General features: G+C 59.5%; 10 protein-coding genes. 7 read left to right on the top strand and 3 right to left on the bottom strand.

Annotated features, from left to right (window positions below; genetic code table 11):
* Positions 1–215: 215 nt before the first annotated feature.
* Positions 216–2,576, top strand: a complete 2,361-nt coding sequence (locus O7A61_RS02295; protein ID WP_442921034.1) for a putative bifunctional diguanylate cyclase/phosphodiesterase — start codon at positions 216–218, stop codon at positions 2,574–2,576.
* Positions 2,577–3,039: 463 nt separating this feature from the next.
* Here the strand turns inward: O7A61_RS02295 and O7A61_RS02300 are convergent, their stop codons facing one another.
* Positions 3,040–3,516: a hypothetical protein gene (locus tag O7A61_RS02300; RefSeq protein WP_337128202.1), complete on the bottom strand. Its 477-nt coding sequence runs from the start codon at positions 3,514–3,516 to the stop codon at positions 3,040–3,042.
* An 801-nt stretch (positions 3,517–4,317) separates the two neighbouring features.
* Here O7A61_RS02300 and O7A61_RS02310 point away from each other — a divergent pair.
* Both O7A61_RS02310 and O7A61_RS02315 read left to right on the top strand, forming a co-directional pair.
* Positions 4,318–5,664 carry a family 1 glycosylhydrolase gene (locus tag O7A61_RS02310; protein ID WP_337128217.1) on the top strand — a complete coding sequence of 449 codons (1,347 nt, stop codon included), beginning with the start codon at positions 4,318–4,320 and terminating at the stop codon, positions 5,662–5,664.
* A complete protein-coding gene (locus tag O7A61_RS02315) occupies positions 5,651–6,385 on the top strand; it encodes an SDR family NAD(P)-dependent oxidoreductase (protein ID WP_337128203.1) in 735 nt (244 codons plus the stop codon). Before O7A61_RS02310 ends, O7A61_RS02315 begins: the two co-directional genes overlap by 14 nt.
* Positions 6,386–7,087: 702 nt before the next feature.
* On the opposite strand, the gene O7A61_RS02320 is transcribed toward O7A61_RS02315, so the two are convergent.
* Positions 7,088–8,005 (bottom strand): hypothetical protein, encoded by a 918-nt coding sequence (locus tag O7A61_RS02320; RefSeq protein ID WP_337128204.1) that lies wholly within the window; start codon positions 8,003–8,005, stop codon positions 7,088–7,090.
* Positions 8,006–8,353: 348 nt separating this feature from the next.
* Here O7A61_RS02320 and O7A61_RS02325 point away from each other — a divergent pair, with 348 nt between their 5' ends.
* Genes O7A61_RS02325 through O7A61_RS02335 form a run of 3 tightly spaced genes read left to right on the top strand, consistent with a single transcriptional unit; the run spans position 8,354 to position 11,248 of the window.
* Positions 8,354–9,526, top strand: a complete 1,173-nt coding sequence (locus tag O7A61_RS02325) for a glycosyltransferase (protein WP_337128205.1) — start codon at positions 8,354–8,356, stop codon at positions 9,524–9,526.
* A 2-nt stretch (positions 9,527–9,528) separates the two neighbouring features.
* Positions 9,529–10,692 (top strand): UDP-galactopyranose mutase, encoded by a 1,164-nt coding sequence (gene glf / locus O7A61_RS02330; protein ID WP_337128206.1) that lies wholly within the window; start codon positions 9,529–9,531, stop codon positions 10,690–10,692.
* Between the two features lie 34 nt (positions 10,693–10,726).
* A complete protein-coding gene (locus tag O7A61_RS02335; RefSeq protein ID WP_027144382.1) occupies positions 10,727–11,248 on the top strand; it encodes a ferritin-like domain-containing protein in 522 nt (173 codons plus the stop codon).
* 61 nt (positions 11,249–11,309) lie between these two features.
* Here O7A61_RS02335 and O7A61_RS02340 read toward each other — a convergent pair whose 3' ends face one another.
* Complete coding sequence (locus tag O7A61_RS02340) at positions 11,310–12,473, bottom strand: beta-glucosidase (protein ID WP_337128207.1); 1,164 nt, start codon at positions 12,471–12,473, stop codon at positions 11,310–11,312.
* A 307-nt stretch (positions 12,474–12,780) separates the two neighbouring features.
* Here O7A61_RS02340 and O7A61_RS02345 point away from each other — a divergent pair, with 307 nt between their 5' ends.
* Complete coding sequence (locus tag O7A61_RS02345) at positions 12,781–13,653, top strand: MBL fold metallo-hydrolase (protein ID WP_337128208.1); 873 nt, start codon at positions 12,781–12,783, stop codon at positions 13,651–13,653.
* The last annotated feature ends 117 nt before the right edge of the window (positions 13,654–13,770 follow it).

The following is a 13,770-nucleotide window of genomic DNA, read 5'->3' on the forward strand; positions in this document are numbered from 1 at the left end:
TAAGCCTCAAGGGGAGGGCCCGCAGGCGGCTCGATACGCCGCTGAGAAGAGACGAACAGCCCAATGCCCCCAGTCCGGCTCAACATGCGCGGATCTGCATGCTTCGCCCTGAAACGTTCCATAAAGGCAGTCCGGAAGGGGCCTGCGCCAAGTTTCTCAGTCGAAGGTCGTCCAGCACGATCTTAGCCCCTCTTGAGCTCGCCCTTCATTGATCCTTGCACGGATTCGACCCGCAGCTTTTCGGTGGGTCTGGGTGCCGCAATGCAGCGCCCGCGAACCCCAAGCCGCTTGGCAACCTCGCGCAGCTGCGCTTGAAGCGCAGGCCTTTTAACGGTCCAGAAGTCTTCGTCGACTATAGCGGTCTCATGAAACTACGTCGACATTTTGCCGAACCAACCCGTCGTCTCTTCCTCTTGAGAACGGCTCTGCCGGTCATCGGGCTGACACTGCTCATCGCAATGATCACCGCCGGGTTACTGCTTTGGTCCACGATCCAGACTGACCGCGTTGCCGCTGCACGGCAGAGAAGCCTGGTTGGACTGATCATATCCAAGCTGGAGAGCGCAGTAGCGCACGACCAGGAGAGCGTCACGGTTTGGGACGACGCCGTTAACGCGTTGCGCAGCGGCGATGCGAAATGGCTCGATACCAATCTCGGCAGCTGGATGCACACCTACTTTGGCCATGACGAGGTTTATATTCTCGATGCGAACAATGCGCCTGTCTATGCGTTCTCCGACGGTTCGATCGTTGACCCCGGCAGCTACCGCTCCATACAGGCGACCACCGCACCTCTCGTTCAGACTCTCAGAGCCAGGCTGAAACGGGGAGATACCGAGGGTGTCACGGAACAGGTGCTCACCATAGGCGCTTCCGATATGGCCGTTATCGCCGGTCACCCCGCAGTCGTCAGCATCAAGCCTGTGGTTTCCGACAGTGGCCACATCGCACAAATACCAGGTCAGGAATTCCTGCATGTAGCCGTTCGGTATCTCGACGGCAGTCTTCTTACTTCTTTGCGCCAAGACTATCTGCTCGATGACGCGCGGTTCTCCTGGGCCGACAAGGTTGCTTCCGGAGAGGCTTCCTATCCCTTTGTCGACCGATCTGGCCCTATCGGCTTCTTCGTGTGGCGGCCCTACCGGCCCGGAGCATTTGTCCTCTTTCAACTGGTTCCAGTTCTGGGCGCCTTGTTCGGCTTGGTGCTGGCGGGCGTTATCGTGGCCCTGATTGCCTTTCGTAGGCGGACGTTGAAGCTGATCGAGACTGAGGATCGGATCTACCACCTCGCTCATAACGATCTGCTTACGGCGCTGCCCAATCGCGGTCAGTTCAACGAGCGTCTGGCCGATGCGTTGGCGCGCCTGCCATCGACAGACGAGCAACTGGCGATCCTTTACCTCGACCTCGATCGCTTCAAGCAGGTTAATGACAGCTTCGGCCATCCTGCCGGTGACGAGCTGCTTAGGGAGTTCGCGGACCGGCTAAGGCGGCTGACGACTGAAGCAGACACAGTGGCGCGTCTGGGTGGCGATGAATTCATCATCATCAAGCGTTCGCTCGCAGGCGAGGATGAGGTCAGGACGCTGTGCGAGCGTTTGATCGAGTCTGCCCGTCGGCCGTTCGAAGTCGCCGGGGTGCAGGTCTTTGTCGGCGTGAGTGTCGGGGTGGCGGTTGCACCCAAGGACGGGTTGGACGCGGTCGAGTTGGTGCGGAAAGCCGACGTGGCACTCTATCATGCCAAAGCCGGCGGCCGCAGTAGCTACGCCTTCTTTGGGCACGAGATGGACCTGACGCTGGCCATGCGTAAGGGCCTCGAACAGGACCTGCGCAAAGCGCTGGAGATGCCAGGCCAGATCCAGGTCCACTATCAGCCGCTATACGCCGCCGACACAAACAGGATGACGGGTGTCGAAGCCCTGGCCCGCTGGTCTGATCTGGAGCGGGGCTGGGTTGCGCCAGACTTGTTTATACCGCTGTCGGAAGAAACAGGGCTAATTGAACCGCTTGGCGAACTCGTTCTCCGACAGGCGTGCCTTGACGCGGTGCACTGGCCCATCGAGACCTTGGCGGTAAATGTGTCAGCCTTGCAGCTGAACAATCCCAGTTTCGCCATGAGGGTGACGAGTATCTTGTTGGAGACGCACATGGATCCGCGGCGGCTCGAAATCGAAGTTACCGAAAGCGCGCTCTCGGAGCGCAGGACCGAATGCCGAAACAACATTGAGGCTCTGCGCAGCATCGGGGTGCGCTTTGCACTTGACGATTTCGGCACTGGATTCTCCTCTCTGGGAAGGCTGCAGACGTTGGAAGTCGACAGGATCAAGATCGACCGCAGCTTCGTGCAGGGCTTTGGCCGCTCCAATGGTGACGAGGCGATCGTTCAGGCGATTATCAACTTAGCCCGTGCGACCGGACTTAGTACCACTGCCGAAGGCGTTGAGACGGAGAGCCAATGCGATTATCTGCGCAAACTCGGCTGTGACCAGCTACAAGGCTTTCTGCTGTCCAGGCCACTGCCCAAGGGGGAGCTCCAAGACCTTCTCGGGGTCGTATCAGAGCGCGCCTCTGCCTAGTAAGCGAAGCCCAGCCGGGCGAGTTCCCAGAAGCTGCCGTACGCAGCGGCTGGATGTCAGATCAAAGCGCAGCGCAGCTTTCCAGCAATCCATACCGCGCTCCTCGCGGGAGTCTGCCCCGCGTCCCGCCCCCGGCGGCGCTATGCTGACGCTGTTTAGGCTACTCTCATAACCGGTCTCGTCGTTGCATTCAGTCCCGCGTCGCGCCTGCACCGCCGCCCCCTTGGATGACGCTCCTACGGCTGCTCCTTTCTTCAGAGAAGGCCGGCACAGCGCCCTTCGCCGGCATCGCTTGATGCCGCATGGCGCGCATAGCCGATCCGCTGGAGCTTCAGGAGCGGCCGAGAAGTCGATGCTGCGCAGTTCGGGACGGGCAAACGATGGTTCGCTATGGTCTGTGTGGTCCGACCACGAAGGGAGCCGCCGACGTCCAGCACCGCAACGGCTGGCGCCGTGCACCCGCCTAGCAGCTCTGGACCTTGAGTGATTTGACCATGCGAACGATAAGCGGATCATAAGGGACCTTCTCGTTGCGAGCATACGTGACCGTAAACAATGCAGCTCTGTCCCCGCAGATTTTGATGGCGCGGACATACAGGATCTGACCATCTTTCAGTCCTGAATAGCTGGCCCATTGCGGCGTCACTCGCTTATAGGTCACCTTCCAGCCGTCGTTCTCGTTCACCGCCATGCGATGCTCAATCTCGGTGCGAAAGCTCGCTTTGCCGAGTTGCGCCCCCCAGACTGCGAGAAACGCGTTGTTTTTGCCCTCAAAGGCTGCCCCTTGATCGGAGCGCTGGGCAAGCACAAACCCCGGAGGAACATCGAATACGAATCCGAGATGCTTGATCCCAAAGCCCTCCCACTGTTCAGCACCGAGCAGTGGTGCGGGCATCATCATGGCACCCAAACTGAGCAGAATAAGGGGGACACGTTTCATTGCTGTAATCCTGTCGTCATGTGACCTGCGCCCTAATTGGTGGAGGCCGGCCGGCACCTCGCGGAGGGCCGAGCCGTCCGCCACTCCAAAGCCAACGGACCTTTCAAATCTGTCTTGGCCCCCTTTGTTCCATTAGGGACTCAGAATATGCCGGCACGCTCGTCGTGGCGGACTGGCTCGCGCCTGTTCCAAAGGCGGCGCTGCCCGCCAGCACCGGCAGGGCGAGATAGGGCCGGGTTCTCGCCCTGGGCCAAAGATCCGAGACGACGATGATGCCGTCCTGCCCGAAATCGACCTCATGCAGGGTGAAGGTGGCCGGCGAGGTATAGGTCGTGTGGGTTCGCGGCGGTTCCTTCCTGACCAGTCGACCGACGCCGTTGCGGCTTCCCCAGGTCGCGAGCTTTTTTGTGAAGCGCGAGGGCGGTTTCGCCGCGCCGTCCGAGTAGCGGATGACAGGGGCGGTTTCGTAGATGATATGTCGGACATGCGAATTTCTCCATCTTGGAAAAACAGAATGGGCCCGGCGAATGTGCCGGGCCCGGTGTGGAACTGGAGGGCCTATTGGGCGGCCTGGAGGTGGTCCGTCTCGCCGCCGTCGATGATCACCGGCTCATCGGAGGACGCACCCACATTCTCGGCGAGAAAGGCCGGCAGTTCGGCGGCATCGCCATCGAGCGCCGCCTCCTCCGGCATGTCGCCGGCGACGGCGTCGCCATCAGGATCAGCGCGACGTGCCGGAACTGCGTTGCCACCTGGACGTTAGGAGACCGCTGGCAAGCCTCGGTTGCCTCGGGACCATTCATGTTCAACTTCGTCTTTGCTACCGGCATCGAGAACAGCGCTCCCACCATCAGGGAAGGCCGAGAGCGGGTCGACGAACTGGAGAAGTGCCGCTTTTACCAGTTGTGGCGGACCGACTTCGAACTGGTCCATGATTTGGGACTTCGTTTCCTCCGCTACGGGCCTCCAATTCACAAGACTTGGTTGGGTGACGGACACTACGACTGGACCTTCGCCGATGAGACCTTCGCGGACCTTAAAGCTAAGGACATTCTTCCGATCGTCGACCTTTGCCATTTTGGTGTCCCGGACTGGGTGGGCAATTTCCAGAACCCGGACTTTCCACGGCTGTTCGAACGCTACGCTCACGACTTCGCAACCCGCTTTCCGTGGATCCAGCTCTATACCCCAGTCAATGAAATGTTCATCTGCGCCACCTTTTCCGCCCGCTGGGGATGGTGGAACGAGCAACTGAGCACCGATACCGCCTTCGTCACGGCCCTCAAGCACATCGTCAAAGCCAATGTCCTGGCGATGCGGGCAATCCTGCAAGGGCGGCCGGACGCCATCTTCATTCAAAGCGAGTCCTCCGAATACTTCCACGCCGACACCCCGGAGGCCATCGGCAAGGCGGAGCGCTTCAATAGCCAGCGTTTCCTATCGCTTGACCTCAACTACGGACATGACGTCGATGCGCGCACCTATCGATACCTGCTGGAAAACGGGATGACGGCCGAGGAGTACAGTTTTTTCCTGGAGAACCATCTGCGCAGGCACTGCGTGATGGGCACTGACTATTACCAGACCAACGAACATCGGGTTTGGGCGGACGGGACCACGTCTGCCTCCGGTGAGGTGTTTGGCTATGACGAGATTACGCGCCAGTACTTCAACCGCTACCGGCTGCCTGTGATGCATACGGAAACCAACATCAGCGAAGGCCCGAAGGGAGACGAAGCGGTCTACTGGTTATGGAAAGAGTGGGCCAACGTGCTGCGCATCCGCAATGACGGCATCCCTATCGTGGGCTTCACGTGGTACTCCCTCACCGACCAGGTTGACTGGGATAGTGCCCTTCGCGAGAGCAACGGGCGGGTCAATGCGGTCGGCCTCTACGATCTGGACCGCAATGTCAGGGCGGTGGGCCGAGCTTACAAGGCGCTCATCGCGAACTGGAACAAGTTGCTCGCCACCCAGAGTGTCTGTCTCGCTTTGCCCATCTTTCTGCCATCCGAGCAGGACGACCCGACTGTTCTCGCGCAGCAAGATCATGCGCGTGGCCTTTTGCATGTGGACCGGATCGCCGAGGCTGGGGCCGAACCACTTGAACCTTCCAAGGAAAAGGCGAAACCCGATGCGCCTGGCTGAGAAGACCGCAATTGTAACCGGTGCCGCAAGCGGCATCGGGCTCGCCGTCGCTACACGTCTCGGCGCCGAAGGCGCCCGGGTCGTCGTTGCCGACCTGGATCAAGCCAAGGCCGAAATGGCCGCGCAAGCAATCCGACAAGCTGGGGCGGACTGCGCAGTGGCGATTTGCGACGTCTCAGAGGAGACCGCGGTCGCCCGGTGCCGCCAACTGGCGCTCGACCGGTTCGGCCGGCTGGACATCATCGTCAACAACGCCGGCTTGATAACTTTCAAGCCCCTCGAGGCGTTCACAGGCGCCGACTGGCTGAAGGTGCTGAGCGTCGATCTGCTTGGGGCGGTCTATTTCACCCGGGAGGCGTTCGCCCACATGACCGCCGGTGGCGCGATCGTAAACATCGCAAGTGTGCACGCGGTAGAAACGACGCCGCAGGTCGCCCCTTACGCCGCAGCCAAGGCTGCGCTGCTGTCGCTCACCCGGTCTACATCCATTGAGGGCCGGAAGCGAGGCATACGGGCCAACGCCGTTCTGCCTGGAGCCATCGATACGCCAATGCTTTGGGAAAATCCGAACATCAAGTCCGGCGTTGAGACCATCAGCCCCGAGGATGTCGGCAAGCCCGATCAGATTGCCGCCGCAGTTGCCTTCTTGGCATCTGACGACGCTGCGTTTGTCACCGGCGCGGCGCTCAACGTGGATGGCGGACGGCTGGCGCGGCTCTAGACCAAAATGGCCTAATGCAGCTTGCATGGCAGGGGGACGTCGCTCCGGCGGGAGCAGGAAGGCGTCCGCAATCATCCTTGCACGCATTAAAATTGATCCCGGCGGAACTCAACACAGGAGACTTTGTTGGGTTTGCTAGCGGGTTTGCAGTTGCTTCCACACAAGTGAGGAAATCTTGCAGCACACCTTACAGTTCCGGAAGATCCTGGTAGCCACCCTCTCGTCAAGCGGCTTCGAGCAACAATGCACGCGGCTATGCCGAGACTAAGTTTCTACCTTCGTTTCTACCTTCGCCGATAAGGTCACCACGAATATCGTGACCGCATTGATCGGTCCGGACGCCGGCCTCCGCATCAAACCCAGCCAAAGCAAACCAATAGCCCGTTCCTGCCAGGTTCATGCTGATCTCGATTTCAATAGAAACGTCCACAAGGTTTTGAAATTATGTCCGGCACCGGCCGACCAGGTCAAACTGACGTGGTGCAGGTGCTGGCATGTCGAGGTTTGATCACCGCGAAGTACAGTAGGATAGGTAGCGATGTTGGGGTGTCAGGTTAAGCCGCCAAGCAATTTGGATTGCGCCTGATCTCCATGCCAGGTCTCGTTCGATGAAAGTCCTGGTAGGGGGCATCATCGTGCTCGCGGACGCAACACGGCGAAGACCCCTGGCCGGCTGAGCACTGTTGGCGCTAACGGTCGGGGTCATGCTACCTTGGAAAACAGAGCGACGTCACATCTGGCCAAGCCGTAGCGCCACCGGTGATCGGTCGCGGCAACCCGGCTCTGGTAGAACAGTGAAAGCTGACTGCCTTCGATCATTACCGTTGAATGACCGTTCTCGCCCGGCTGGCCTGGTTCGAGCACCGGGCCTATCGACACGTAGGGTCCAGCAACCTCGTCCGCGATGGCGAAAAACACGCGCTGACGGTTCCCACGAAGGCCATTTGGGAGAAAGCAAGTGGCGTTCAAAAGCACGCGGCCATCCGGTAACTCGACCAGTTGTGCACCCTCTATGCCCCATTCATAGTTGGGATCCTCTCGCGTATTGTGATGAGGAACATCAGCGTGATCGAGGATCTTGCCGATCCGCTTCCATGGACCGAACCACGAGTCGGACTGGCTGCGTGCGAGATAGATGTCGGGCTGCGGCACCCTGTTGAATTTTGGCATGCCGGAATAAACGAGATAGCGCTTGCCAGCAATGACGGCGGGGTGCGGATCGTAGATGCCATCCTCCTGCGTGTCGGGGATGGCAAGAATGGCTGGGCTGAGAACCACCCAATGGAAGCCGTCGTTGGAAACCGCATGCTCGCAACGGCCACCGGATTTCATGAACTCGGTCTGGATGAACATGTGGAAGACGCCACTTTCGTGGATGACGCCCGGAGCCGCGACCCCCGTCCCGTTGATAGGCAGCTCGATCACTTCGTGCTCAGACCAAGGCCCATAAAGGTCGGGCGCCGTCGCGTGCAGGATTCTCCACGTCTCGGTCGTTACCGTCCCGCTTGAACCGAAGACATGCCACAGCCTGCCATCGAAGACGGGGCATGGGTCCTTGAGGTCATCCACGCTTTGCGGATGAAACAGCGGAAACACGTTGGTATCGAACTCGATCTTCATCTCAGCCCCCGGGATCTGCCCTTGCCCTTGGACGCGCCCAGTGATGCAGGCGAATCAATTTGATGTCCTGAGCATTTTATAGCCGGCGAGTTCAACACAAATACGGCAAAGGCGGTTCTCCACCACCAAACCCTGGTCCGGAGGCTTTCGATGACCAGCCGCGGGCGGCTGCAGCCGGGGTTTGCATTCGTCCAATGCAAAGCGGTGACTGAGGCTCTCTGTTTCACCTTGGAACAAGTCCCCTGTCCGAAAGTTAGGAGCTGGAATGGAAGTGTAGTTTCGCCTCACGCACGACTAACAAATGTTAGTCGCAAACATAAACCACAGCCTATAAAAAGGAATATCTCAATGGAAGCAGCCTTGGGCGGGGTAACGGCCAGTAAACACGCTGGCAGGCAAAATCTTCTGGTTTGCTTTTCCCATTTAAGGTGGAATTTCGTTCATCAACGCCCGCAGCATATCCTCACTCTCGCGTCCATGCAGCAGAGAGTGGTGTACTTTGAAGAACCCCTTTTCGAAGAACTGCCGCAGCCGCTAATGCGGACGAGCGAGGCCTCGCCAAACATTCTGATTGTAACACCAGTGCTCCCGGTCGGCACGTCGGCCGCGAAAGCAGATGCCGTGCAGCGGAGATTTGTGCAGCAGACAATCGCTTCTATGCCGCACAGCCGGCTGATCGCTTGGTATTACACGCCGATGGCTCTTCGCTTTACGGAGTATCTAGAGGCGGACATATGCGTTTATGATTGCATGGACGAACTCTCTGCGTTCAAGAATGCGCCCCCCGAACTGCAGCAGATGGAAAAGGCGCTTCTGCGCCGCGCCGATCTGGTTTTCACCGGCGGCCTGAGCTTGTTCGAGACCAAGCGCCACCTACACCATGCGATCTATCCCTTCCCTAGCAGCATCGATGTGAACCACTTTCACAAGGCCAGGAAGCTGGGCAAAGACCCAGCCGATCAGGCCGACATTCCCCACCCGAGGGTAGGATATTTCGGCGTAATCGACGAGCGGCTGGATGTCGATCTCGTGGCTCAAGCGGCGGAGACTATGCCGGACGTGCATTTCGTCATGCTTGGCCCGGTGGTCAAGATCGACCCCGCAGACCTGCCGCAGGCGCAAAATCTGCACTGGTTGGGCGGGAAAGCCTACCACGACCTGCCCGACTACCTGCGCCATTGGGATGCAGGCTGGATGCCGTTCGCGCTCAACGAAGCGACCCGGTTCATCAGCCCGACCAAGACGCCGGAATTCCTAGCGGCTGGCCTGCCGGTGATCTCGACGGCGATCGTTGACGTGGTGCGCAGCTACGGCGCGGCCGGACTGGTGGAAATCGCCGACGGCGACGACCTGGAAATCAAGCTGCGGTCCGTTCTTTTGCGCCCGCGCCAGGTGCTTCTGCAGCAAGTCGATGCCTACCTTGCAGACATGTCCTGGGAACGAACATGGAATGCCATGGCAGCTCACATTGAGCGCGTTTATCAACGTAAAAAGGTCGTCCCGCTTCGCAGGAGCGCTTAGCCATGTTCGATTGGCTGGTCGTGGGGGCAGGTTTTGCCGGCAGCGTGCTTGCCGAAAGAATAGCCTCGCAGCGTCACGAGAGCGTTCTGCTGGTCGATCGCCGCGGCCATGTCGGCGGCAACGCCTACGATTGTTATAACGAAGCCGGCATCCTCATCCACCGTTACGGTCCGCATATCTTCCACACCAACAGCCAGGCGATCGTGGATTACCTTTCGCAGTTCACCCAGTGGCGGTCATACGAGCACAGGGTGTTGGCGGCGGTGGACGGAAAACTCGTTCCCATCCCGATTAATCTTGACACGATCAACCGCCTTTATGGGCTCGACCTGACCTCGGCACAGCTGGAGGATTTCTTCGCGTCCCGACGCGAGACTGTGGAGGACGTCCGCACGGCCGAGGACGTGGTCGTCAGCACCGTGGGACGCGAACTCTACGAGAAATTCTTCCGTGGCTATACGAGGAAGCAATGGGGCGTCGATCCCAGTCAACTGAGCAAATCGGTGACGGCACGAGTGCCGACCAGGACCAATCATGACGACCGCTATTTCAGCGACAGCTTCCAGAAAATGCCGGCCGGCGGATACACAAGGATGTTCGAACGCATGCTCGATCATCCGAACATCAAGATCATGCTGCAGACCGATTTCCGCGAAATCCGTGAGAAGATCCCGTTCAGGCGCATGATCTATACCGGCCCAATCGATGAATATTTCGGGTGGCAGCTCGGGCATCTTCCCTATCGCTCGCTGCGTTTCGAGCACGTGACGCTGGACTGCGAGCAGTTTCAGCCAGTCGCGGTCGTCAATTATCCGCAGACGCAAGATTACACTCGCATCACGGAATACAAGCATCTCACCGGCCAGCAGAACTCGCGGACCAGCCTGACCTACGAATACCCCACGGATATCGGGGATCCGTACTACCCGGTGCCGCGGGCCGAAAACGAAGCGCTCTACAAGCGCTATGAAGCGCTCTCCGCAACCTGTCCGGACGTGTGGTTTGTCGGCCGCCTGGCAACATACCGCTACTACAATATGGATCAGGTGGTCGGACAGGCTCTGGCTACTTTCGCCCGCATCCAAAGGAGCGTCCCGGAATGGGCAAGCGCGGGAAAGACGTCGTTGGCGGGCCTGGCGGTAAGTACTCCGTCACCCCGGAGTTAAATTTGGGCGGGGCAAAATCAGAAGGAGAATTGCGATGGACACAAACTTCAACTCGGAGAGCCGTTCGATCTTCATTGTTGGCTTGCGCAACGCGCATGCAATGGAGAACCAGGCGCTGTCGATCATGAAACCACAGGTAGAGCGTATTGAGAATTATCCAGAGGTGGCCGATCGCTTGCGCCGGCACATTCGGGAGACCGAAGGCCAAATCACGCGGCTCGAGGCGGTTCTGGAGGGGCTCGATGAAGAGCACTCCACTCTCAAGGACACAGCCCTGTCGATGGTTGGTAGCATGGCTGCCATGGGCCACTCGATGGCCGGCGACGAGATCATCAAGAACAGCCTGGCGAATTTCGCCTTCGAGAACTACGAGATTGCCGCCTACAATTCGCTGCTGGTGCTCGCCGAGGCTGGCGGATTTCAGGATGCTGAAATGGCCCTCAAGCAAAATCTGAGCGAAGAGGAAGCCATGGCCGATTGGCTGAAGGAAAACCTAAGCGACGTCACCCTGCGGTATGCCAAGTTGCGCGAGGAGGGGGAAACCGCAAAAAGCTGATCCAAGGGCGCGGGGGGCGTCCATCGCTGGCGCCCTGCCCATGGTTTTGTCGGCCACGCTTTCAGCGGTTCGGCACGAACAGGTCTTGCTGACGAATCAGTTCATCCGCAATTGGCTGGCGGAGGCGTCGCAGGCCATCCGCCTGGATGACCGAAAACAGCCCCACTTCGGCATGGCGGGAATTATCCCATCCGGGATAGGCGGTTATCGGATACAGGCAAATACCCTCAATCGGTGCTTCGAGGCTCATTGCCGCACGCACCTCGTCGCAGACATAATGGAGCCAAGCCGGCCCGCCGGATCCCTCCGAGCCGGTCTCGGCGATGAACATGGGCTTGCCGTATCGATGAGCGACCTCGATCAACATTTCCGACAGAGCCCGGTACTCGTGGTGCCCCATCGGAATGGTCGGCCCATTTATGTACCATTGATTGTGCGGGTAGAAATTCAGGCCAACGGCGTCGACAACGTCTTCGCTCCCGCCCAACTCAGGTTCGACGCGGCCCAGCAACAGGTCGTAAGCCTCGAACTGTCCCAGTCGGGCGTTTTCGGCCCGGCGCCGTTCGGCGCGGGTCCGGTCGCGGGGAGCGATATGGATGAGCGGCTCGGCCCAGACAAACCTGCATGCTGGGTCGACCTGCCGCATTGCACGAACACCCGCGATGGCAGCCTTGACGAGATGCCGCTTGAACCATCCGCGTTTGTTCGGCCCCACGCGCGGGAAATAGCCGACCTCAACAGCCCAGGCGAAGAAGGAGATCTCGTTGATTGGACACAACAGAGGCGATGTTCCGGTAATCGAGCGGTGCACCCTCACGGCCTCGGCCGCAAACGAGGCATAGGCATCGATGAAATGCTGCGACCCCTGATCGACGTGGTCTGGGGATCCGTAGTGGAAGATGTCCCAGATGACCTGGACACCTGCCGTTTGGGCTGCCTCGACCATAGGCGCCCAACTTGACCAGTCATAGGTTCCGGGAGCGGTTTCGATCAGGTGCCAGCGCAACCCGTCGCGGATGGTGCGAAGGCCGAGTTCGGCACAGCCGCGGTAGTCGCCCAGGGCATGCAAATTGTGCGAGGTCGCACGAATAAGGTCGAGGCGAACGCCGTCCTTGCGCCGATGCGAGGAGCATTCAAACCCCGCCATGAAAAAACTGGCAAAGCGCCAAGCACCGGAAACCGAAGCATCCACCTCCTGGCCCTTCGTGCGTGCCGCCTCGTTCATTCGAAGTCTCCTTTGGTCAGTCGGCTTCGCACTCGGCCGGATTGTTCGGAGCGAGAACTGCCTTGGAGAAACCGCATCCGTTCGGGCAAGCAGCATCCCCCTGCTCAGTTCGGCATACCCCTCATTCTTACGTGACCGAGTAGTGCCGAACCGATTGGTCGTGTCTTTGTTCCGGTGGTCCACCGTCCGGTAGCTGGGTGGCGAACGCAAATCAGGAACAAGGCGGCCCGAGCCAAGTTCGGGGATGTACCACCGGCATCGATCAGCTCGGCCGGATGCTCGGCAAACAACAGAGGCACGGGATCACATGACCGTTCAAATTCGACTTTCCGATATCGACCGCGCCAGGCGCGAGGATCGTGGCGACGGCGCTTGGAATATCGCACCAGATCTGGGCTATTTGCGATTGGCAATCGTCAATGTCGTGTTCTTCGGCGCACCGGGCAGCGGAGATCGCAAATGGGTGCTGATCGATACAGGGTTGCCGACGTCCCGGAGCAGCATCCTTGCGGTCGCGGAAAAGCGCTTTGGGACTGACACGCGGCCGGCCGCGATCATCTTGACTCACGGCCATTTCGACCATGTGGGAACGGTTCTGGACCTTGCGAATACGTGGGACGTGCCTGTCTTCGCACACCCGCTCGAGCGCCCTTATCTGGACGGAACCACGTTCTATCCGCCACCGGACCCCTGGGTAGGGGGTGGACTGATGGCATTGCTTTCGCCGCTCTTTCCACGCGGGCCGATCGATCTTGGGGACCGCTTGGTGTCCTTGCCTGCCGACGGATCGATCCCCGGGATGCCCGGATGGCAATGGCTGCACACGCCAGGACACGCCCCGGGGCATATCTCGCTCTGGCGGGAGGAAGACCGCTCTCTGATCGTGGGAGACGCTTTCATCACCACGGGTCAGGAGTCGGTCTATGAGGTCGCCGTTCAGGATCTCGAGATGCACGGTCCGCCACGCTATTTCACGCCCGACTGGGATGCGGCGGAAAGATCGGTGAAGCGCTTGGCCGCACTGAAGCCGCAGATGGTCATCAGCGGACACGGGGCGGCGGCTGCGGGCGTGGGCATGCGCCAAGCTCTCGACAGCCTGGCTGATCGGTTCAGCCAGTTGGCCGTGCCGCCGAAAATGAAATTCGTGCGCGAGCCAGCGTCCCAGATAGCTAGAGCGTGATGAGATTAGTTTCGGTCATAGCCGGAGTTTTCGAAGTAGTGTGAGCATTCTGTCGGTGTGATGCGGTTGAGAATTTGGCCGATCGCGTCGCAGACGGTTTGGACGGTGCGGCTTGCT

This window comes from Mesorhizobium sp. Cs1321R2N1, from assembly GCF_037179725.1.
Taxonomy (GTDB): Bacteria; Pseudomonadota; Alphaproteobacteria; order Rhizobiales; family Rhizobiaceae; genus Mesorhizobium; species Mesorhizobium salmacidum.

Excerpts from the sequence above, each read along its gene's own strand:
- O7A61_RS02300 (WP_337128202.1), bottom strand. The coding sequence starts at position 3,516 with ATGAAACGTGTCCCCCTTATTCTGCTCAGTTTGGGTGCCATGATGATG.
- O7A61_RS02310 (WP_337128217.1), top strand. The coding sequence starts at position 4,318 with ATGTTCAACTTCGTCTTTGCTACCGGCATCGAGAACAGCGCTCCCACC.
- O7A61_RS02315 (WP_337128203.1), top strand. The coding sequence starts at position 5,651 with ATGCGCCTGGCTGAGAAGACCGCAATTGTAACCGGTGCCGCAAGCGGC.
- O7A61_RS02320 (WP_337128204.1), bottom strand. The coding sequence starts at position 8,005 with ATGAAGATCGAGTTCGATACCAACGTGTTTCCGCTGTTTCATCCGCAA.
- O7A61_RS02325 (WP_337128205.1), top strand. The coding sequence starts at position 8,354 with ATGGAAGCAGCCTTGGGCGGGGTAACGGCCAGTAAACACGCTGGCAGG.
- glf (WP_337128206.1), top strand. The coding sequence starts at position 9,529 with ATGTTCGATTGGCTGGTCGTGGGGGCAGGTTTTGCCGGCAGCGTGCTT.
- O7A61_RS02335 (WP_027144382.1), top strand. The coding sequence starts at position 10,727 with ATGGACACAAACTTCAACTCGGAGAGCCGTTCGATCTTCATTGTTGGC.
- O7A61_RS02340 (WP_337128207.1), bottom strand. The coding sequence starts at position 12,473 with ATGAACGAGGCGGCACGCACGAAGGGCCAGGAGGTGGATGCTTCGGTT.
- O7A61_RS02345 (WP_337128208.1), top strand. The coding sequence starts at position 12,781 with ATGACCGTTCAAATTCGACTTTCCGATATCGACCGCGCCAGGCGCGAG.